At 62.9% G+C, this 19,525-nt stretch carries 16 protein-coding genes and 2 pseudogenes; 10 read left to right on the top strand and 8 right to left on the bottom strand.

Annotated features, from left to right (window positions below):
* Positions 1-15: 15 nt before the first annotated feature.
* From C7W88_RS18030 to C7W88_RS18015, 4 genes are read right to left on the bottom strand one after another with little or no spacing between them, the layout of a single operon-like run.
* On the bottom strand, positions 16-597 hold the full coding sequence (locus C7W88_RS18030; protein WP_118074971.1) for a CoxG family protein: 582 nt from the start codon (positions 595-597) through the stop codon (positions 16-18).
* A 25-nt stretch (positions 598-622) separates the two neighbouring features.
* Positions 623-1,411: a xanthine dehydrogenase family protein subunit M gene (locus C7W88_RS18025; RefSeq protein WP_370073278.1), complete on the bottom strand. Its 789-nt coding sequence runs from the start codon at positions 1,409-1,411 to the stop codon at positions 623-625.
* Positions 1,411-3,783, bottom strand: a complete 2,373-nt coding sequence (locus tag C7W88_RS18020) for a xanthine dehydrogenase family protein molybdopterin-binding subunit (protein WP_118074970.1) — start codon at positions 3,781-3,783, stop codon at positions 1,411-1,413. The genes C7W88_RS18025 and C7W88_RS18020 overlap by 1 nt, the downstream gene beginning before the upstream one ends.
* The gene (locus C7W88_RS18015; protein ID WP_118074969.1) at positions 3,780-4,253 is read right to left on the bottom strand and encodes a (2Fe-2S)-binding protein; all 474 of its coding nucleotides are present in this window, start codon (positions 4,251-4,253) and stop codon (positions 3,780-3,782) included. The genes C7W88_RS18020 and C7W88_RS18015 overlap by 4 nt, the downstream gene beginning before the upstream one ends.
* 493 nt (positions 4,254-4,746) lie before the next feature.
* Here C7W88_RS18015 and C7W88_RS23970 point away from each other — a divergent pair, with 493 nt between their 5' ends.
* From C7W88_RS23970 to C7W88_RS24925, 4 genes and pseudogenes are all read left to right on the top strand, one after another.
* Positions 4,747-5,094, top strand: coding sequence for a transposase (locus tag C7W88_RS23970; RefSeq protein WP_240345076.1), 348 nt, complete (start codon positions 4,747-4,749; stop codon positions 5,092-5,094).
* A gap of 46 nt (positions 5,095-5,140) precedes the next feature.
* Positions 5,141-5,503 (top strand): annotated as a pseudogene (locus C7W88_RS23965) (IS5 family transposase); the annotation flags it as partial.
* A 93-nt stretch (positions 5,504-5,596) separates the two neighbouring features.
* Complete coding sequence (locus C7W88_RS18005; protein ID WP_118074968.1) at positions 5,597-6,604, top strand: IS110 family transposase; 1,008 nt, start codon at positions 5,597-5,599, stop codon at positions 6,602-6,604.
* A 270-nt stretch (positions 6,605-6,874) separates the two neighbouring features.
* Positions 6,875-7,060: a helix-turn-helix domain-containing protein gene (locus C7W88_RS24925; protein WP_162896225.1), complete on the top strand. Its 186-nt coding sequence runs from the start codon at positions 6,875-6,877 to the stop codon at positions 7,058-7,060.
* Between the two features lie 93 nt (positions 7,061-7,153).
* Here the strand turns inward: C7W88_RS24925 and C7W88_RS17995 are convergent, their stop codons facing one another.
* A complete protein-coding gene (locus C7W88_RS17995) occupies positions 7,154-7,753 on the bottom strand; it encodes a TetR/AcrR family transcriptional regulator (RefSeq protein WP_118074966.1) in 600 nt (199 codons plus the stop codon).
* 185 nt (positions 7,754-7,938) lie between these two features.
* On the opposite strand from C7W88_RS17995, the gene C7W88_RS17990 reads away from it, so the two are divergent.
* The 5 genes from C7W88_RS17990 (at position 7,939) to C7W88_RS17975 (ending at position 14,784) form a co-directional block, all read left to right on the top strand.
* The gene (locus C7W88_RS17990) at positions 7,939-8,889 is read left to right on the top strand and encodes an efflux RND transporter periplasmic adaptor subunit (RefSeq protein WP_162896224.1); all 951 of its coding nucleotides are present in this window, start codon (positions 7,939-7,941) and stop codon (positions 8,887-8,889) included.
* Complete coding sequence (locus C7W88_RS24920; RefSeq protein ID WP_370073277.1) at positions 8,886-10,283, top strand: efflux RND transporter permease subunit; 1,398 nt, start codon at positions 8,886-8,888, stop codon at positions 10,281-10,283. The genes C7W88_RS17990 and C7W88_RS24920 overlap by 4 nt, the downstream gene beginning before the upstream one ends.
* Entirely contained in the window at positions 10,265-11,977 is a 1,713-nt protein-coding gene (locus C7W88_RS24915) for an efflux RND transporter permease subunit (protein ID WP_370073276.1), read from the top strand. The genes C7W88_RS24920 and C7W88_RS24915 overlap by 19 nt, the downstream gene beginning before the upstream one ends.
* On the top strand, positions 11,974-13,368 hold the full coding sequence (locus C7W88_RS17980) for an efflux transporter outer membrane subunit (RefSeq protein ID WP_118074964.1): 1,395 nt from the start codon (positions 11,974-11,976) through the stop codon (positions 13,366-13,368). Before C7W88_RS24915 ends, C7W88_RS17980 begins: the two co-directional genes overlap by 4 nt.
* Before the next feature lie 355 nt (positions 13,369-13,723).
* Positions 13,724-14,784, top strand: a protein-coding gene (locus tag C7W88_RS17975; protein WP_370073275.1) for an IS630 family transposase whose coding sequence is annotated in 2 segments (ribosomal slippage) — positions 13,724-14,239 and positions 14,242-14,784 — 1,059 coding nt in all. Because the reading frame shifts where the segments join, the coding sequence is not laid out codon by codon here.
* A 285-nt stretch (positions 14,785-15,069) separates the two neighbouring features.
* Here C7W88_RS17975 and C7W88_RS22965 read toward each other — a convergent pair.
* A complete protein-coding gene (locus C7W88_RS22965) occupies positions 15,070-16,038 on the bottom strand; it encodes a DUF3320 domain-containing protein (protein WP_240345074.1) in 969 nt (322 codons plus the stop codon).
* A 50-nt stretch (positions 16,039-16,088) separates the two neighbouring features.
* On the opposite strand from C7W88_RS22965, the gene C7W88_RS22960 reads away from it, so the two are divergent.
* Complete coding sequence (locus C7W88_RS22960) at positions 16,089-16,229, top strand: hypothetical protein (RefSeq protein WP_162896222.1); 141 nt, start codon at positions 16,089-16,091, stop codon at positions 16,227-16,229.
* Positions 16,230-16,292: 63 nt separating this feature from the next.
* Here the strand turns inward: C7W88_RS22960 and C7W88_RS22955 are convergent.
* Positions 16,293-16,595 (bottom strand): annotated as a pseudogene (locus C7W88_RS22955) (hypothetical protein); the annotation flags it as partial.
* An 8-nt stretch (positions 16,596-16,603) separates the two neighbouring features.
* Positions 16,604-19,510, bottom strand: a complete 2,907-nt coding sequence (locus tag C7W88_RS17960; protein WP_118074961.1) for a DUF4011 domain-containing protein — start codon at positions 19,508-19,510, stop codon at positions 16,604-16,606.
* Between the last annotated feature and the right edge of the window lie 15 nt (positions 19,511-19,525).

The following is a 19,525-nucleotide window of genomic DNA, read 5'->3' as shown; positions in this document are numbered from 1 at the left end:
TTGGTGGAATCCGCTTTAGCGCAGCAGAATGATCGCCAGCGCCACGATCACTGCTGCGATCAGGGACGGCACAAGCAACGATCGCTGCGACGAAGGCTGACCGGTCGGCGCTGGTGGCGATACTGGCGGTTCGGCAGGTGCGCCGACCGCCGGTTCCATGGCAGAGACAGCGGCGGCGAACTTGCCAAAGAAATCATCGGCCATCGATTTTGCCGTGCCTTCCACCAGCCGTGCGCCCATCTGCGCCAGCCTTCCGCCGATCTGCGTGTCGGCAACGTATGTCAATTCCGTGCCACCATCGCGCGAGGCCAGCGTGACAAGCGCACCGCCCTTGGCAAATCCGGCAACGCCGCCCTGGCCTTCGAACTGCATGCGGCACGAATGCGGCGCATCTATTTCCGTCTGGCGCATGGTTCCCGAAAAACGCGCGCTGACAGGGCCGATCTTTGCAGCGACCTTGCCGGAAAACGCGGTTTCCCCGGTCTTTTCGAGCGATTCGCAACCCTTGAGGCACGCCTTCAGCACCTCGGGGTCGTTCAGCGCCTTCCATGCGGTATCCGGTGAGCAAGGCAGGAGATAGGATCCGGTGATTTCCATGATGCAGTCAGTCCGAAAAGTCAGGTTATGGCCGAGATGGCTTGGCGCACGGTGACGGCGGCAATGTGGCGCCGGTATTCGGCCGAGCCGTGAAGATCGCCGGTGAAGTTGCCGATATCCAGCCGTTCTTCAGCGATGGCGGAGACGCTGCCGCCGCTGTCGAGGTGCTGTTCCGCCTCTTGCCAGCGAAACACGCCGTTGCCCCCCCGGTGATGGCGATGCGATAGCCGCCGGGCAGGCGCGCGGCAAACACCCCAACCAGCGCGAAGCGGGACGCGGGATTGCGGAACTTGATATATCTTGCCTTGTCGCACGCCGGGAGGCGGATGCTCCTGACAATCTCTCCGGGTTCGAGAGCGGTGCTGAACATGCCGGTGAAGAAGTCCTGCGCGGCAAGCGTGCGCTGGCTGGTAGTGATGCTGGCCCCCAGCGCCAGCAGCGCACTGGGATAGCAAGCTGCGGGATCGTTGTTGGCAATGGAGCCGCCGATGGTCCCGCGATGGCGGATCTGTGCATCGCCGATCCCGCCTGCCAGCCCGGCCAGCGCGGGCAGCACAGAGCGTACCGCGCTGCTGGTCGACACATCGTGATGGGTCGTCGCCGCGCCGATCTCAATGCCATCGCCGGCAGGCGTGATCCCGGCGAGTTCGTGCAGCCGCGCAAGATCGACCAGCCGGGTCGGCATCGCAAGACGCGCACGCAGCACCGGCATCAGGGTCTGCCCGCCCGAAAGCGCCTGGGCACCATCATCCTGCGCCAGCATCGCCAGGGCATCGGTCAGCGATTGCGGACGGACATAGGCAAGTTCGTACATCAGGCCATCTCCGACCGTTGCCGGCAAATCCGCCAGATCTTTTCGGGCGAGGCGGGCATGTCCATGTGAGCGATGCCGAGCGCATCGCACACGGCATTGATGACTGCGGGCGGAGAACCGATTGCCCCCGCTTCGCCGCACCCTTTCATGCCCAGCGGATTTACCGGCGTGGGCGAGGGCCAGAAGGTGAGTCCGAACTCCGGCAGACTGTCGGCGCGTGGCATGCCGTAGTCCATGTAGGATGCGGTCAGCAACTGGGCGGTTTCGGGATCATAGACCGCATTTTCCCACAGTGCCTGGCCAATGCCCTGCGTGACCCCGCCGTGGACTTGTCCCTCCACGATCATCGGGTTGGCGACGGTACCGAAATCGTCAGCCGCGTTGAACGCCACCACTTCGGTCACGCCGGTTTCGGGGTCGATCTCCACCTCGCAGACATGAACCCCGGCCGGATAGGTGAAGTTGGGCGGATCGAAGAAGGTGGTGGCGACAAGGCCGGGTTCGATCCGGTCGGTCGGGAAGCTGGCTGCAGCATGTGCGGCATGGGCCATCTCGGCAAAGGCGACGGTCTGGTTGGTGGCCGCGCTCGAATAGATGCCGTCCTCGAAATCGACCTGATCCGGCTCTACCCCGAGCATGCAGGCGACGATCTCGCGCCCCTTGCTGATGATCTTGTCGCACGATCGCGCCGCCGCCGACAGGCCGACAGACGCTCTTGACCCATAGGTTCCGGTGCCGGCCTGGATGCGATCGGTATCGCCCTGGATCACCGTGATGCGATCCATCGGGATGCCGAAGCGTTCGGAAACGAGCTGGGCATAGACCGTCTGGTGGCCCTGTCCGTGGTTGTGCGCGCCGGTGAGCACTTCCACCGAACCTGCCGGTTGCACCCGGATTTCGCACGATTCCCACATTGAGCCCGCGCCGCCCAGGCTGGCGAGCAATCGGGACGGGCCGATGCCGCAGGCCTCGACATAGGCCGAAAGGCCTATGCCGCGCAGTTTCCCGCGCGCTCGCGCCTCTGCCCGGCGGCTTTCGAAACCGGCATAGTCGGCAAGCCGCAACGCCGCATCAAGGCAGCCTTCGTAATCGCCGCTGTCATAGCAATAGACCAGCGGCGTCTGGTGCGGGAAGGTGCGAATGAAATTGCGCCGCCGGATCTCGGCCTGATCGACGCCGATCTCCTGCGCAGCCAGATTCGCCAGCCGTTCGATCAGATAGGCAGCCTCCGGCCGTCCGGCACCGCGGTAGGCATCGACCGGGCAGGTATTGGTGTAGATACCCTCGACCAGCGCGTGCGCCGCCGGGATGTTGTACTGCCCGGTCAGCATCGTGGCATACATGTAGGAAACGACGAGCGCGTTCGATGTCGAGACGTAGGCTCCGAAATTCGCCAGCGTGTGAACCCTGATCGCCAGGAAATGGCCCTGATCGTCCAGCGCCAGTTCGGCCGTGGTGATGTGGTCGCGCCCGTGGGCATCGGTGAGAAAGGATTCGGTGCGTTCCGCAGTCCATTTCACCGGCCTGCCAACGGCGCGCGCAGCGAAGGCGACGGCAAGTTCTTCGGGATAGGCGGGGGCCTTCGATCCGAAACCGCCGCCGACATCCGGAGAGACGACGCGGAGATGGTTCTCGCTTTCCAGGCCGAGCAGCATCATGAACATCACCCGCATCCCGATCGGATTCTGGTGCGTCAGATGGATCGTCATCGAACGGTCGAAGGTGCGCCACTCGGCGTTTATGGCGCGCGGTTCCATCGCATTGGGGACGAGCCGGTTGTTGCGCAGTTCGATGCCGACCTTGTGCGAGGCGCGGGCGAAAGCGGCATCTACCTGCGCGGCATCGCCGATGCCCCAGGTGAAGGCCCGGTTCTGCGGAATGTCGGCATGAAGCTGCGGCGCGTCAGGAGCGATGGCGGCGCGCAGGTCTACGACCGTCGGCAACTCCTCATAGTTGACGAAGACGGCATCGGCGGCGTCACGGGCCTGGTTGCGCGTTTCGGCGATGACCAGCGCCACCGGCTCACCCACAAAGCGGACGGCATCAGTGGCCAGCGCGCGATGAACCGCCACCCTCGCAGGAGTGCCATCGACGGAATCGAGATTCCAGCCGCAGGGTAGGGGCGCGAGACCGGCATCGACCAGATCCTGTCCGGTCAATATGCGCACGACACCCGGCATTTGCGCCGCAGACGATGTGTCGATCGACGCGATGCGGGCATGGGCGTGGGCTGACCGCACGAAGGCCGCGTAAGTCTGCCCCGGCAGCAGAAGATCGTCCACGTAGCGCCCGTTGCCGGTTATCAGCCGGGAATCCTCGACACGCTTTACCGATTGCCCGAACTTCGCGGTGGTAGAAGGTGCGGCGTTCATGCCAGTCCCTCCATCGCGGCGGCACCGGCAATCACCGCCTTGACGATGTTGTGATACCCGGTGCAGCGGCACAGGTTGCCTTCAAGCTCCGCACGGACGGTGGCATCGTCCGGCCGGGGATGGCGGCGGGCGATATCGACCGCCATCATGATCATGCCCGGCGTGCAGAAGCCGCATTGCAGCCCGTGATGTTCGCGGAACGCCGCCTGCATCGGATGGAGGTCGGCACCCTTTGCCAGCCCTTCGATCGTGCGTATTTCACTGTCGACCGCCTGCGCGGCCAGAACGGTGCAGCTCTTCACGGCGCGCCCATCGATGTGGACCGTGCATGCACCGCACTGGCTCGTATCGCAGCCGATGTGCGCACCGGTAAGCCGCAGAGTGTCGCGCAGGGCGTGGACCAGCAGCGTGCGGTCCTCGACATCGATCGCGTGGGAAGCGCCGTTCACATTGAGAGTGATGGCTGTCATCGGATGCCCCCTGTGGCACAGGCAGCGGTGTGCTTGGCCGGCTTGCGATAATGTGCGGTTGTCTGTGCCTTGCCTAGCGTGGCAAGCCCGGTCACTGCGGTATCCACCATGCCAATCCTCACCCATTCATCCGCCATTTGCCATGGCGAGTATCCGTTCCGCAGGCCTGATCTGAGATCGCTTCTGGCGTCTCGCGCATCACGCGCCGGTCACGGAGATATATTGATATCGAAATATAACCGGGCGGCAAGTCCTTTTGACCTGATCTGCTGCCCTGCCGTTCCTCGCATGCGAACCGTGGCATATCAGGGACGGTGGCCACCCGGCCAGCCAAGCCTTCTCGCACCATCCCGTTGGACATGACCGGAATCGCAACGGATTACCCGCCAGGACGGCGCATGCGATGAGACCAAGCACCGGGGGCGATTGCTAGGCTCAGGACCCATTGATTGGCTGAGGGGGATGTGATTCAGGCTCCGCGAGGAGACTGAGCATGAGCGACCTGTACTGGCTGACGGACGAGCAGATGGCTCGCCTTTCGCCGTATTTCCCCAAGAGCCACGGCAAGCCGCGGGTTGACGACCGGCGGGTTCTGAGTGGGATCATCTTCGTCAACCGGAACGGCCTGCGCTGGCGGGATGCGCCAAGGGAGTATGGGCCACACAAGACATTGTATAACCGCTGGAAACGGTGGGGCGCGATGGGGGTGTTTGGCCGGATGATGGAAGGCCTGTCCGCCCAGAGGGCCGAACCTCAGACACTCATGATCGACGCGACCTATCTCAAGGCTCACCGCACGGCTTCCAGCCTTGGGGTAAAAAAGGGGATCTCGGGCGTCTGATCGGACGGACCAAGGGTGGCATGAACACCAAGCTTCACGCGATAACCGATGCCAACGGCCGCCCCTGAGCTTCTTCATCACGGCCGGCCAAATCAGCGATTACACCGGCGCAGCGGCCCTGCTCGATGATCTACCCAAGGCGCAGTGGATGCTGGCCGATCGGGGCTATGATGCCGAATGGTTCAGGGACGCACTCGAGCAAAAGGGCATAAAGCCGTGCATTCCGGGCCGAAAATCCCGTTCCATGCCCGTCAAATACGATAAGCGCCGATACAAACGCCGCAACCGCATCGAGATCATGTTTGGCCGCCTCAAGGATTGGCGTCGTGTCGCTACCCGCTACGACCGATGCCCAACCGTTTACTTCGCCGCACTCGCTCTCGCCGCCACCGTGCTCTTCTGGCTGTGATCAGTGAGTCATCGCGTAATTGCGGGTGCTTCCCTCGGAGCTTGGTTGGGGCGCACACTTCTGGTTGTCGAATCCTGAAGGAAGGAAGCAGCCATGAAGCACTATGCCGGATTGGACTTGTCGATGGAATCCACGCAGGTCTGCATCGTTGATGACAATGGTCGGAAGGTCGTGTCGGAGAAAGTGGAAAGCTCTCCGGAAGCGATCGCCATGATGCTGGAGCGATACGGTCCAATCGAGCGGGCGGTGACCGAAACGGGCCGCATGTCGCCGGCGATTTGCCTTGGTCTGCGTGAACTGGGTGCCCCGGTGGTGTGCATCGATGCCCGCCAAGCGCACCAGAGCCTCAAAGCAATGAAGGCGAACAAGACCGACCCTCACGATGCTGCCTGCCTCGCGCAGTTGGCCCGCACCGGCTGCTTCAAGGAGGTGCACGTCAAATCCTCTGCAGCGCATGGCGTCCGCAGCGTGATCACCGCACGCAGCCATCTGGTGGAAGCGCGTGTCCGCCTCGACAACACGATCCGCGGTCTCTGCGCGACGTTCGGCTATCGGCCCGGCGCAGGTCAAGGGAAGGCTTTCCTTGAACGGATCATGCAGGCCGCCCACATCCCAGGCCTTGGCGACGCCATCGCATCCTTGCTGTCCGCGCGCGCGGAACTGGTCGAGCAAATCAAGGAAATGGACCGCCGCCTGCGTGTCATCGCGAGCCAGTCACAAGCCTGCGAAATCTTGATGACCATCCCAGGTGTCGGCGTTCAGACCTCAGCCGCCATCGCCGCTGCAGTGGATGAAGCGGGGCGTTTCCGACAATCGCGCAATGCCGGGGCCTACTTCGGCCTTGTGCCCCGACGTCATCAGTCGGGTGAGCTCGACTGGACAGACAGGATCACCAAACAGGGCGATGGCACGGTGCGCAAGCTGCTCTACGAAGCCGCCAACTCGATCTTGACCAGGAGCAAAGAGACGTTCGCGCTGAAGACATGGGCCATGAAAGTTGCGAAGCGCCGCGGCCTGAAGAAGGCCCGTGTCGCGCTCGCTCGTCGCCTCGCGGTCATCATGCATGCCATGCTGCGCGACGGGACTTTGTTCCAGGCGTGAAATAGGATAGAACCTGCTTGCCAGCGGTGAAGCGTCAAAGCTGATCCGAGGGCGGTGTCCCGAGAGGGAACGCAGGGACGAACGATCTGCGAAGGTAGTCAGATGGGCAGCAAAGCCCGCTTCGAGTCAATGCAACGTTCGCCTCTGTGAGACCCGATACAGCACGACCAGGCTCCGGCTCGGTCAGTGCGGACAGATCCATGAAACCCTCAAGGGATCACACCGCCCAGCTCTGCAATTACAGATCCTGAGCCTAACCCAAACCGGCCTTTGTCTCGAAGCTATCTTCTTGAACGAGTTTGGGGCACTGGAGTTGATGTCCACTCCCGCACTCTTGACACCCATATTGCTAGACTGCGCCGTAAACTGGATTTGTGCGAGACAGTCGGAGTGACCATACGAACATTGTATGGATTCGGCAACCAGCTGGAAGCGGTAATTGATCATCCTATGTGACATCCGGCGTGGGTTGCAATTGAAGCTGAATTGCAATTTCTCACACACTGGTAAGTCGGGGCGGGCCGTACAGGCATGTATGGCGAACTTGGTTTACGCTGCCGAAGACGAGTGGGTAGCCAAGAGACGATCGAGGTGCGTTTCAATCAGCTTCCCGGGCTCGATGAAGGGAAATTCCGGCCGGGTCAGGAAGATTGCGACAAGCCCGTGAATGCCAGCCCACACACTTTGGGCAGCTACTTCTGCTTCATTCGCGTTGCCCAAATGAGCCGTCATTGCTTCTCGCAAGATGGAAAAAGTCGCGAGCCCAGCCTCAAGCCCGCGGTGCATCCCGCTTTCCTCGTCGACAGCGATCTCGGCCATGAACGCTACGCGATACGCTGCGGGCTCTTCTAGACCAAACTGGATATAAGCTCGGCATAGTTCGCGTAGACGCTGAGCAGAGGGCAACGACTGATCAACAGAGCGAAGCCGGCGTTCAAGAAAGCCGAAAGCCCGAATGCAGAGCTCGACAGCAATCGCGTCCCGACTGGCAAAATGCGCGTACAATGACGGCTGACTGATACCTACAGCCAAGGCGATTTGTCGGGTGGTGGTGCTGTCGAGGCCATGCTCGAGAAACAGGCGTTGCGCCTCATCAAGGATCTGCTCACGCCGGTCTGCAGACCGCGTTGATTTCGCTGGTGGCGCCATACGCTCCTTTTGCCACTTGACCTCCGTGCGTCAACCTATCACTGATCGGCTATCAATGATAGGTTTCGGAGTCGAACCTAATGCTGCGCGTACCAACGCCTTGTTTCGGCGCTCTAGCGATTGCCAGCGCAGGTCTGGTTGCGTCTTGTTCGCCGACCACCGCCAATAATGCCGATCAGATCGCAATGGTCGAGGCGGCACTGCCTCGCAGTTTGCCGGGTGCCCAAGACAGTCGAGGCGCCGAACGGTATCCGGTCCGCGTAATTTACGACCGAGAGGCGATGATATCGCTAAGGGTCGGCGGCACGCTGACCGCGCTTCCGGTGCACCCCGGGGATCGAGTCGCGGCAGGAGCCGTTCTCGCAGAGATTGACCCGACACTGCAGGTATCCAGCGAACAACGGGCAGCAGCAGACGTCGCGCAACTCGAGAGGGCTGTGCGCCGGAACGCAACGCTTCTCCCAGCGGGCGCAATATCGGAAGCGCAGCAGCAGGATTTACAGTCCGCGCTGGCGGCGGCGCAGGCAGTGCTACGCGCCGCGCGCTATGACAGGGCTTCCACTGTGGCGCGGGCACCGTTCCGGGGATTGATACTCGCCCGGATGCATGAGGCTGGCGAAACGGTCGCTCCGGGCGAACCGGTGCTGCGTATGGCGGATGTCAACAGCCCGCTCATTGCCCGCGCCGCGGTCACTCCTGCACGCGCTGCAGGCATTGCCCCGGGCAGGCCGGTCCTGCTCACGCTTGCAGGTATGGGTGAGATTTCCGGCAAGGTCTTGCGCAAGGGTAGCGCGGTGGACCCTGTCACCGGTACGCTCGATGTCGATATCGGCCTGCCCGCCAGTCCCGGTGTAGCAAGCGGATTGACCGGCAGCGTTTCCCTGACGTCCAGCAGCGCGCAGGCGTCCGGGCGCCTCTATATCCCGGCAGAAGCCTTATTGGACGCGAACGGCCGCAACGGGCATGTGCTGGTGGTGGACCCGGCCCGCGGCATTGCACGTCTGCATGCCATCACCTTGCACGGCTTCATTGGCGACATGCTCGAGGTTGAAGGCCTCCCCGCGTCGGCACGCGTGATCACGGCCGGTGCAGGCTTCGTTCGTGATGGTCAGAAGGTGCGGGTGGACGCCAGATGAGCTTCAATCCTGCGGCCTTTGCTCTTGCGCGCTGGCAGTTCACACTGGTGGCTATAGTGCTGCTTGCTGCACTCGGTCTCGCGGCGCTGTTGACCATACCGCGGACCGAGGATCCGCAACTCGATCCGCCAATCTTCATCATCAACGCGGTGCTTCCGGGCGCATCTCCGAGCGAGGTGGAGGAACTGGTCACGCGGCCGGTCGAGGATGCGGTCTACCGGCTCGACGGCATTCGCGAAGTGCGCTCGCGCAGCACCGATGGGCTTTCCGTCACAAGGATCGAGTTCAACTGGGGCACAAACCCTGAAAGCAGTTACGACAAGGTGACACGCGAGGTCTCCGCCCTGCGCGCCAGCTTGCCGCAGGGGTTGCAACGGCTCGACATCGTGCGCGGGCGGCCGATCAACGTTTCGATCGTCGAAGTGGCCCTGGTCAGCGAATATCTTCCGATGCGGCGGCTCGAGAAAGTCGCCGACCGCCTGCGGGAAAGACTGGGGACCATTCCGGGGATCAACGAGGCGCGCTACTGGGGCGCAGGCCGGACCGAGATGCGCGTGTCGCTGGATATGGCACGGCTAGCCTCGCTGCGCTTGTCACCCACGGCGGTCACTCAGGCGCTGCGTGCGGCCGGCGAGGAGAGCCCTTTGGGCGCGGTCAATGCTGCTGCGCGCCGGTTCACCGTGAAATACGGGGGTGCCTTCCGCTCGCCCGAAGATATTGCCGCAGTGCCAGTCTTACCTGGAGATGGCCGGGCATTGCGTGTCGGTAACGTGGCACAAGTGGCGTGGGCGCAGGACGATCACGATCATATCACGCGATTCAACGGCCAGCGGGCCCTGCTGGTAACGGCGACACAGGCAAAGAATCAGGACGTGACGCGCCTGTCCGCTGCCATCAATGCCGAACTCGATGCCTTCGAGCGGACGCTCCCGGGCGGTGTAAAGTTGGTGCGCGGATTCGACCAGTCCGAGAACGTGAAACACCGGATAGGAGGTCTGACGCGCGACTTCCTGATCGCTCTGGTCCTGGTCAGCCTCACCTTACTGCCGCTGGGCCTCCGTGCGGCAGGGGTGGTCATGATCGCTATTCCGCTTTCGCTGCTGATCGGCGTTGGCATCCTTGCAGGCTTGGGCTTCACCCTGAACCAGTTGGCGATTGCCGGCTTTGTTCTCGCGCTGGGCATCCTCGTCGACGATGCGATCGTGGTGGTCGAGAACATCGCCCGCTGGCTGCGCGAAGGGGCGGACCGCACCACGGCAGTCATCAAGGGCACCGGGCAGATCGCGCTGGCAGTGCTTGGCTGCACCGCGTGCCTCGTGTTCGCATTCGTGCCGCTCCTTGCTCTTCCGAGGCTTCGGGTGAATTCATCCGCTCGTTGCCGGTCGCAGTCATAGCCACGGTTCTTGGCTCGCTGATCGTGGCCTTTGCCATGACGCCGCTTGCCGCGCGTTTGCTCCTCTCGCGCGACGAGCATCCCGAGGGCAACAGGCTGCTGCAGGCCGTCCAGCGCGGCATTCACCGCTTCTACGCCCCGGTCCTGCACCGTGCGCTCGACCGGCCGCGACGCTGGATGATCAGCCTGTTGCTGCTGTGCGCGCTATCGCTGCCATTGGTGAAGGTCATTGGGTCTAGCCTGTTCCCCCCGGCCGAGACGCCGCAGTTTCTGGTCCGGGTGGAGATGCCGCAAGGTACTGCACAGCGTCGCACCGATCAGGCCGTGAGCTGGGTGGAGCACGTCGTCTCCGCGCGCTCCGAAGTGCGCTGGACATCGGCCAATGTCGGCCGTGGCAACCCGCAACTCTACTATAACGTGGCGCAGCGCGAGACCGACCCCGCGTTCGGCGAAGTCGCCGTCGGGCTCAAGGCTTGGGAGCCGGGCAAGTCCGAAGCGCTGCTGGCTGACCTGCGCCGCCGCTTCGACAGCTATCCCGGTGCGCGCATCAGCATCGTCACGTTCGTGAACGGGCCCGAGATCGAGGCGCCGATCGTCGTGCGTATTTCCGGGCCTGACGTTGCCCGTCTGGCGGCCCTGTCTCGCAAGGCAGAGGCGGTCATGGCGGATGTTCCCGGTGTTCGCGACATCGGCAATCCGCTGCGCCAGCCCCGCACAGACCTGCACCTTGCGGTGGATGAAGCGGCAGCATCCGCACTCGGCGTTGCTCCGGGTGCAATCCGCGATGCCGTCCGCACAGCTCTGTCAGGCAGTTCCGTGGCGAGCTTCCGCGATGCCGATGGCGACGACTATGTCGTGACAGTACGCTTGCCCAATGCTGGCCGCAGCGAGCTAGCCCAGCTCGGACAGATCTTCGTGCCGACCAAGGCTGGCGCCAGCGCGCCTCTGTCAGCCCTCGCTACGCCGGAACTTCGCTCCGAGGCGGCACGGATTGACCGCCTGCGCCGGGCGCGGATGGTCACGCTTACGGCTTACACGGCCCCCGGCGTGCTGGTCTCGAAGGCAACCGCGCAAGTCCTTGACCGGGTGAAGGCCGAGGTCGACCTGCCGCCCGGCTACAGCATTTCGCTCGGCGGTGAGGCTGAGACGTCCTCGCGCAGCTTTGCAGGTCTCGTCCCGGCCATCGTCGTATCATCGCTGGGCATTCTCGCCGTGCTGGTCCTCGAATTCGGGCGCTTCCGTACCGTGGCCGTGGTCGCGGGGATCGTACCATTCGGCTTTCTCGGCGCCATCGTCGCGCTCTGGCTTACGGGCAATTCGTTGTCGTTCACTGCAGCAGTCGGGCTGATTGCGCTGGTAGGCATCGAGATCAAGAATTCGATCCTGCTGGTCGATTTCACCGAGCAGCTCGAACGCGACGGCCTGCCGGTCCGCGAAGCCGTGGAGCGAGCAGGCGAACTTCGCTTCCTGCCGGTACTATTGACTTCGGTCACGGCGATCGGCGGCCTGCTGCCCCTTGCCGTCGAGAACAGCGGCCTGTTTTCGCCCATGGCCATTGCCATGATCGGCGGGCTCGTTTCGTCGACCTTGCTTGCCCGCATTGCAACGCCGGTCATGTATCTTCTTCTCGCCGGCAAGGGCGCGGGTGGAAGACCGGAAAAAACCGTCGCCACTCCGGAAGGACTTCCAGCATGACGCTGCGACGGTTCCTTGGCCTTGCCTGTGCTTGCAGTTTTCTTGCGGCATGCACGGTCGGCCCGGACTACGCTCCGCCCGAGGTGCAGATTGCGCCGGCGTGGCGGCAGCCCGTGGCCAGCGGCGCTGCATCTTCCGAGCCCTGGTGGAAGGCCTTTCGCGACCCGGTACTCGACCGGCTTCAGAACGAAGCACAGGCCGGAAACCTGACGATCGAGCAGGCGCTGGCACGCGTCGACCAAGCGCGTGCTGCGGCAGCTGCGGCAGGTGCGGCGCGCTTGCCGGTGGTCGAAGCGAATGGCACTGCCGCACGGGCACAGCAGTCGCTTAACTCGGGCCTCGGGCAGTTGTCCCGCTACGTGCCGGACCTGCCACGAACAGTCGATAGCGGGAGCGCGACGCTGAATGGTTCGTGGGATCTCGACTTGGCCGGCGGTATACGCCGCCGTCAGGAAGCAGCCCGCGCCAGCCTAGTGGAGGCCGAAGCCGGCGTGCAGGCGGCACGGCTTGCGGTCACAGCTGAACTGGCGCAGGCTTACTTTCGGCTTCGGACAGCTGAGGCGCAGGGCCGCGCGCTTGCTGTCCTGGCCCGGGAAGCGCGAGACCGCGCCGCGATCATGCAGGCGCGGCAGACTGCTGGCGCTGCGTCCCTGGCAGATGCCGAGCGAACCTCGGCGCTGGCTGAGCAGGCGGCCGCCGCCCTTCCGGAAATCGAGGCGAGGGTGGAGGCGGAAAGAGCGCAGATCGCGGTCCTTGTGGGCCGTTCGCCCTCACTCCCGCTTGATCTGGCAGGGCAAATGCCAGTCCTTTCCGCGGATCCTGTAGGTGGATTGCCGGCATCAGTGCTCAGGGCAAGGCCTGACGTTGCAATGGCTGAGGCCCGTCTGGTGGCCAGCAATGCCGCGATCGGGGCCGCGCTCGCCGAATACTGGCCAAGCATTTCGATCGGGGGGCTGATCGGAGTGCAGAGCAATCGCTTCGGCGAACTGTTCACCGGAGATTCTGTCGCGATCCAGGGTGCAGTCGGCCTGCGCTGGCGCCTGTTCGACTTCGAGCGGATCGATGCGCAAGTGGCTTCGGCGCGCGGTCGGCATCGCGAGATGCTGGCGGCATACCGTGAGACTGTCCTGCGCGCCACGGCTGACGTGGAAAGCGGGCAGGCAGCGCTGATGACCGCACGCCAGGCCTATGCTCGCACCGAGGCCGAGGTCAAAGCGCGAGCGGCGGCTTTGGCCCGCGATACGGATGCGTTTCGCGCAGGTGCGATCAGCAAGGAGGAGCTGTCCGCTTCGCAAACTGCGCAAGTGGAAGCTGAAGCGCGACTGATTGCCGAACGAGGACGGGTGGCTGCTGGGGTCGTCGGTCTTGCCAGAGCGTTGGCTTTGCCATGAGCCGGTAAATTGCAGGCAAAAATGCGATTGAAGGACGATCCGGTCTGCATAGCGCGACGTCATATGGCAGAGTGGGTAGATTCTGCAGCGTATGCTTCAAACGCGGTGGTGTAAATTCCATCCGGTCCCGCTGCCGCGCACATGCCACAGGATGGGATGTGAGCAGGCCGCCATCATCGATATCGTTGCAGAATTCTGCGATCGTGGAGCACTCGAACAGGGACAGTGTGTTGGCTATCGGTGTCGATCACCTGACGTAGCGGGACCTTATACCAAGTCTCGTTGAGGCGGACTCATGGGGATTCCCATCGGCGCATTTTTCTGATTCACCATCACGAACAGCAGGAGGTTCGCGATGTCTGCGTCGATCGGCGTTCGTGGGGATTATTCGGCGTCGGACTTGCGGAGTCTGGCGCGCCGCTGTGGTGATGCCGAGCAGGTCCGGCGATTGTTGGCTATGGCTTCGATCCTCGATGGCGGCAGTCGTGGCGAGGCGGCCAAGATCGGTGGTGTGACGCTGCAAATCGTGCGGGATTGGGTGATCCGCTACAATGCGGCAGGTCCGGATGGGCTCAAGTCCCGCAAGGCGCCTGGCAAGCCGCCGATCCTGAACGACGCCCAGCGTCAGGCACTGGCCGCGCAGGTGGAAGCCGGTCCCCTTCCGGCAGCGCATGGCGTGGTTCGCTGGCGGCTGATCGATCTGGCGCAATGGATCTGGGACGAGTTCGGCCTGTCGATTTCCAAGCAGTCGCTGAGCCGGGAGATGCGCGCCCTGGGCTTCCGCAAGCTCTCGGCTCGCCCGCGCCACAATGGTCAGAAGGCAGACGACATTGCCGATTTTAGAAAAGCTTCGCCTCCCGCCTGGCAGGAATCACACGATCCTTGCCCAAGGGAACACCGGTAGAACGGTGGTGGCAGGACGAGGCGCGGATCGGCCAGCAGACCAAGCTGACCCGGCGATGGGCCGCACGCGGCACACGGCCTTCTGCCCCCAGGGATCAGCGCCGATCCTCGGCGTGGATCTTCGGTGCGATCTGCCCCGCTGAAGGCAAGGCCGCCGGGATCGTCATGCCGGCGTGCAACTCTGAAGCTATGGGCATGCACCTCGAGGAGATCGCGTTCCATGTCGCTCCGGGCGCTCACGCCGTGGTCATTCTCGACCAAGCCGGATGGCACGGCTCCAACGAACTGGTCGTTCCGCCCAACATAACCCTGATGCCGCTTCCGCCCCGCTGCCCCGAGCTCAATCCAGTCGAAAACGTCTGGCAGTTCATGCGCGACAACTGGCTATCGAACCGCATCTTCAAATCCTACGACGACATCGTCGATCACTGCTGCTTCGCATGGAACAGACTCGTCGATCAGCCTTGGCGCATCATGTCCATCGGATTGCGCCAGTGGGCACATGGGTTCTGATCAATGGGATTTGGTATGACATCCTTTCGGGTGGCACTTTCGGCCTCGAAGCATCGCTCATCTCTATGGTTGTTGCGACTACCGTGGGCTTGGCGTTTATCGTCACCGCAGTGAAGCGCGGGGACGCCGTGGGATGGAGAGACCGTCAATTGCCGCCGAGTTTGGATTTACACTGAGCGCGTCGCGCGCTCAGCGTATCATCGGCAAGCTCGTCGCCACCGCAGACGCTCTGCCCAAGGCAGATCGCTGCTGGTCGCAATATCCGGCTTGTTCATCACGTAAACTCTAGCCCCCAATCGCCGTCTCGATGCGCTTGCGTGCGCTTGCGCTAAGCCGGCGCACCCAGAACAACCGGGCGATCTCGACAGGATCGTCAAGATTGGTTGCACGCAACTCGGCAGAGGCGATATCGTTGATTTGACGAATGTCGTTTTCGCTAGCCGGGAATCGTGCAGTCGTGCCTCTCCCGAGCGCTTCCATATCTTTCCAGACGAAGCTGGCCTCGCCGTCGTCCACTACAAGGTGCTGCTTGCGGGCCAGCGTTTCGATTCGGCTGCGGATCCTGTTGCCTGAACGCTGGAAGCCGTGCGCCCTGGCTATGCGATCAACCAGCTGATCGAGTGCAACCGGCCCTTCCAAATGGACCACGTGAGCGACCAGGCGGCGCAGGACCTGGTGGTAGTCTATCTCGTAGAATTGATCGGCATCGATCTCACTGGCAAAACTCGACAAGTCGGCACGCTGGTAGACGCCCGGGTTGGCTGACACGCCGGTAAGGTCGGCTTCCACCAATGTCGCAACCTGAACATCACCCGCTTCGTCATCTGGCTTTTCAGCTTCACCCGGAGCGATGGCGTCATCATGGTAGGATGGCGCGGCGCCATCGAGGATTGGGATTTCGACATCGGCGAGTTCACTCGCGGGCTCACTGGCGGGCGGAATCTTTGTGGAGGCAGTAGAGGCCGAAGCCTCTTCACGGCGCACGCGATCGGTAGCGAGAATCTGCTCCAGCTCTCGATGCAGCTCTTCGGCAGCCCGTTCGCGATTGAACCACCATTCGGTCGACCAGACCCGGACCAGCTTCCAGCCCAGGCCCTCCAGAATGGCGGCCCGGACGCGGTCGCGGTCACGCGCGGTAGCTGCACTGTGGTACGTCGCACCGTCGCATTCGACGCCGCACAGGAAATCTCCTGGCCAATCGGGGTGAACCACGCCGAGATCGATGCGGAACTTTGAAACGCCGACTTGGGGCATGAGCTTCCAACCGCGGCGGCGCAACTCGTCGGCAACGGCTTCCTCGAAGGGTGAATCGTACCCCCGAGCGAGCCGCGATCAGCCGAAGCGAGGCTGTCCTTGCCCCGGTTGGCGAACTCGATGAAGGTCTTGAGGTCGCGCACGCCGTCAGCGCTGGTCCGGGTCAGGTCGATCATGCCGGGGTCAAATGACGTGAAGACATGCATTTCACGGCGCGCGCGCGTGACAGCCACGTTGAGGCGGCGCCAGCCTCCGTTCGGATTGAGTTTGCCAAAGTTCATCGACATCGTCCGGCCGCCTGGCTCGGTGGGCCCGAAGCCCACGCCGAGCAGGATCACGTCTCGCTCGTCGCCCTGTGCGGTCTCGAGGTTGCGTACGCAGACCGGCTCCAGCATGGCATCGCTGTTGAAGAACCGCTCCATCGCCGGATACCTTTGGCGAGCCTTGTCGAGTAGGTCTTCGACCAGCTTCATCTGGTGGATGTTCATCGTTATTATGCCGAGGCTGAGTGGCTCACCGCCTGCATCGACGAAGCTCGGATCGCGCAGAAGCCGCACGGCTTCATCTACAATGGCCTGGGCCTCGATCGGGTTGGTGCGCTCCTTCCCTTCGAGAAGACACCATCGACCCGATGCCACTTCACCGCGCTTGGCCTGGTGTCGGGCGCGGGAAAAGTGACGAGACGATTCTCGTAGTAGCGGACATTGGAGAACGTGATCAGGCTCTCGTGACGGCTACGGTAGTGCCAGTCGAGATTGATTTGCGGCACGCCGGCAGCAAGGCATTCGTCGAGGATGCTTTCCATGTCCTCTTCGGTATCGTCGTCGTCGTTCGTGCTGCCCTGACGTTCGAAGTTGCTGCTCGGCGGCATCTGGCGGGGATCACCTGCGATGATGACCTGCTTGCCCCTCGCCATCGCGCCGATCGCGTCCCATGGCGTGATCTGCGAGGCCTCGTCAAAAATGACGATGTCGAACAGGCCCTGATCTGGGGGAAGGTACTGGGCGATGGAAAGGGGGCTCATCAGCATGCACGGGGCGAGCTTCGTGAAGGCATCACCCATTTCGGTCGCAAGTTGCCGGATCGGCTTGCTTGGTCGCTGTAGCTGCAACTGGTACCGCAGGATCCCATAGCCGCTATTCTTGGCTACATCGGCTTTCTCCGGGATGTGTCCGCAAATCTTCGAACGAACGTAGCGAGTGGCAAGGTCGCTCATGCGCTGGTCCAGCTCGCGGAACCGCGCGATGCAGTCCGTGAAGGTGCCAGCCATGAAGTTGCGCAGGACTGGCTCGGCATCCATCCGGTGGAATGCGAACCAGTGAGCATAGCCCGTCTCAAACTCAGCTATCGCGCTGCCAGAGGCAAACATCCGGGTTTCAAGACCGGTGACGAGCGGCATGAGGTCGAGTTGGACCGCCTCGGCTCGGGCACGCTGCCAGTTGGCCCAGTCACGTAGTCTGGTTTCGTTGGCAACGGTAGCGGCAGCGGCTTCGCGAAGCTCGAGCGGTGTCGCCGTCGCATCACAATTCGCAAGAGCGCGAAACTCGTCCGCGGCCTGGCGCGCTTGTTCTAGTGCGCGCGTCAGGCGAAGCGACGCCCGCTCGATGGCGCCGTCGGGGCCAAGGAGTTCGTTCGCATCGACGACGAGGCGCGAAACTGCCCCTCGCAGTGTGATCAGCTCTTCGGCGCCGTCTACGTGCGATGCGATGGCCTGACGCAGCAGCTCTCCCAAGGCTATGGAGGTCTCTACGTCCTCTCGCCGGGTCTGCAGACCTTGCCAGCCCGGTATTGCGCTGGCTTTGGCGGTGAGCACGTCTAGCTCGTCAAGCAGGTCCCGCATCGTGTGCAGGCGCGGAATGTCGGCAGCGGGATCCGGGCGAGACGTCGTACCGCCGGCGCGGGCAAGTTCCTTAGCGACCGATCGCCGGGCTAGTGAGCTTAGCAACCAGAAGCGCGCTTCGGCCTTGCTCCACGCTCCCTTCAGGCTCTCGATGTCGAGCCGCCGGGCAATCTCGCTGGTATAGCTGGCACTAAGGGCGGCCTCCTCCTCACGGTAAGCCTCGACGAGCCTCAAGCCCCGCTCTGCAGCTGAGACCTTCTCGGCCATGTCCGGAGAGAAGACGAAGCGCAGGTCTTTGCCGTGTGTTGAGAGGATGACGTGGACCAGGGCAAGCACTCGCGAGGCCGCATCGAGGTCGGGGTCGCAGTCGGGAAGCTGGGCCGCCTTGATCAGAGCGCCAAGGGCCGCTTCGTAATCGTCGAGGGACCGCGGGAGGGTTCGGGCGCTGGCGCACAGTTTCTCCTGCCAGCCATTGCTCCACTCGCTTTGATGGATCGTGGCAAGCTTGTCGGCGACGTCCTCCACGACGTTCCACCCGATCCCGAGCTGGCGGGCGGACTCGCGCATCCGGGTCATGTCTTCACCGGAATGCGAGGTCGTCGGCGGGAAACTGAAACGCGGGGTCTGCACTCCGCCATCGCGGATATACCGGCCGATAGCTTGGTAGATGGTATAGCCGTTGGGTTCGCGTCGGTGGAGGAGCGCAACGGTTTCGTTGAGCCGGTCTCGAAGCACGCGGGTCTCGGCAGCCTCGCGTTGCCATTCCTCTGGAGTCAGTTCTTCGCGTGTGTCCCAAGCGGACGAAAGCTGCTTGAGCACGCCGGACTTCGTTGCCTTGGCCGAGTGCAGCTCAAGGCAGAAAGGCGCCAGGCCCTTGTCGGTCAGCCGGCGGTGAACGACATCCAGCGCCGCACGCTTCTCAGCGACGAAGAGGACGCGGCGACCAAGCGCCAGGTTGTGCGCAATCATGTTTGCGATCGTCTGGGACTTGCCGGTACCGGGCGGTCCATCGAGGACGAAGTTCTGCCCCCGCGCTGATGCAATCACAGCGCGCAACTGGGAACTGTCCGCAGGCAACGGCGTGAACAGCTCGGCCGGCTCGATCTGTGTATCGAGATCTTCGACGCGAGGGAGTTTGTCGCTGTCCTGCTCGATCCTGCCGTCTCGGTCGATCAGATGACGGACCAGCGGACTTTCCCGCAGCTTGGCCTCGCGGTCGACGAGGTCCTTCCACATGAGGTATTTCGCAAAAGAGAAGGTGCCCAGAGCAACGTCCTCGACGACTTCGAAGCCGGGGATGTCCTTGATCGCGTGACGGACGTGACGCCAAATCGCGGCAACATCGATGCCAGATTCGTCTTGGGGCAGGTCTCCTTCGACCGCCGGTATTCTGAGTTCGAAGTCCTGCCGCAGCAGTTCAAGCAATGTCAGGTTGAAGCGCGGGTCGTCCTCGTGATGAACCATCGTTACGGCCGAGAGTGCGCTCTTGCGCTCCAGCTTCACCGGAACGAGGATCAAAGGCGCCCGGTAGACCTTGGTTTCCTTCTCGGACTTCTTCCATTTCAGGAACCCGACGGCGAGGTAGAGTGGCCTGCTGCCGGTTTGGTGGACACCGAGATAGGATGTTTTCACCTATCGGAGGTCCAC

Origin of the sequence: Novosphingobium sp. THN1 (assembly GCF_003454795.1) — a bacterium.
Taxonomy (GTDB): domain Bacteria; phylum Pseudomonadota; class Alphaproteobacteria; order Sphingomonadales; family Sphingomonadaceae; genus Novosphingobium.
The sequence above is the reverse complement of the archived record's forward strand: the minus strand, read 5'-3'. Positions and strand labels throughout refer to the sequence as shown.

Excerpts from the sequence above, each read along its gene's own strand:
- C7W88_RS18015 (WP_118074969.1), bottom strand. The coding sequence starts at position 4,253 with ATGACAGCCATCACTCTCAATGTGAACGGCGCTTCCCACGCGATCGAT.
- C7W88_RS18020 (WP_118074970.1), bottom strand. The coding sequence starts at position 3,783 with ATGAACGCCGCACCTTCTACCACCGCGAAGTTCGGGCAATCGGTAAAG.
- C7W88_RS24920 (WP_370073277.1), top strand. The coding sequence starts at position 8,886 with ATGAGCTTCAATCCTGCGGCCTTTGCTCTTGCGCGCTGGCAGTTCACA.
- C7W88_RS18025 (WP_370073278.1), bottom strand. The coding sequence starts at position 1,411 with ATGTACGAACTTGCCTATGTCCGTCCGCAATCGCTGACCGATGCCCTG.
- C7W88_RS17995 (WP_118074966.1), bottom strand. The coding sequence starts at position 7,753 with ATGGCGCCACCAGCGAAATCAACGCGGTCTGCAGACCGGCGTGAGCAG.
- C7W88_RS17990 (WP_162896224.1), top strand. The coding sequence starts at position 7,939 with ATGGTCGAGGCGGCACTGCCTCGCAGTTTGCCGGGTGCCCAAGACAGT.
- C7W88_RS18005 (WP_118074968.1), top strand. The coding sequence starts at position 5,597 with ATGAAGCACTATGCCGGATTGGACTTGTCGATGGAATCCACGCAGGTC.
- C7W88_RS17980 (WP_118074964.1), top strand. The coding sequence starts at position 11,974 with ATGACGCTGCGACGGTTCCTTGGCCTTGCCTGTGCTTGCAGTTTTCTT.
- C7W88_RS22965 (WP_240345074.1), bottom strand. The coding sequence starts at position 16,038 with ATGCCCCAAGTCGGCGTTTCAAAGTTCCGCATCGATCTCGGCGTGGTT.
- C7W88_RS18030 (WP_118074971.1), bottom strand. The coding sequence starts at position 597 with ATGGAAATCACCGGATCCTATCTCCTGCCTTGCTCACCGGATACCGCA.
- C7W88_RS23970 (WP_240345076.1), top strand. The coding sequence starts at position 4,747 with ATGAGCGACCTGTACTGGCTGACGGACGAGCAGATGGCTCGCCTTTCG.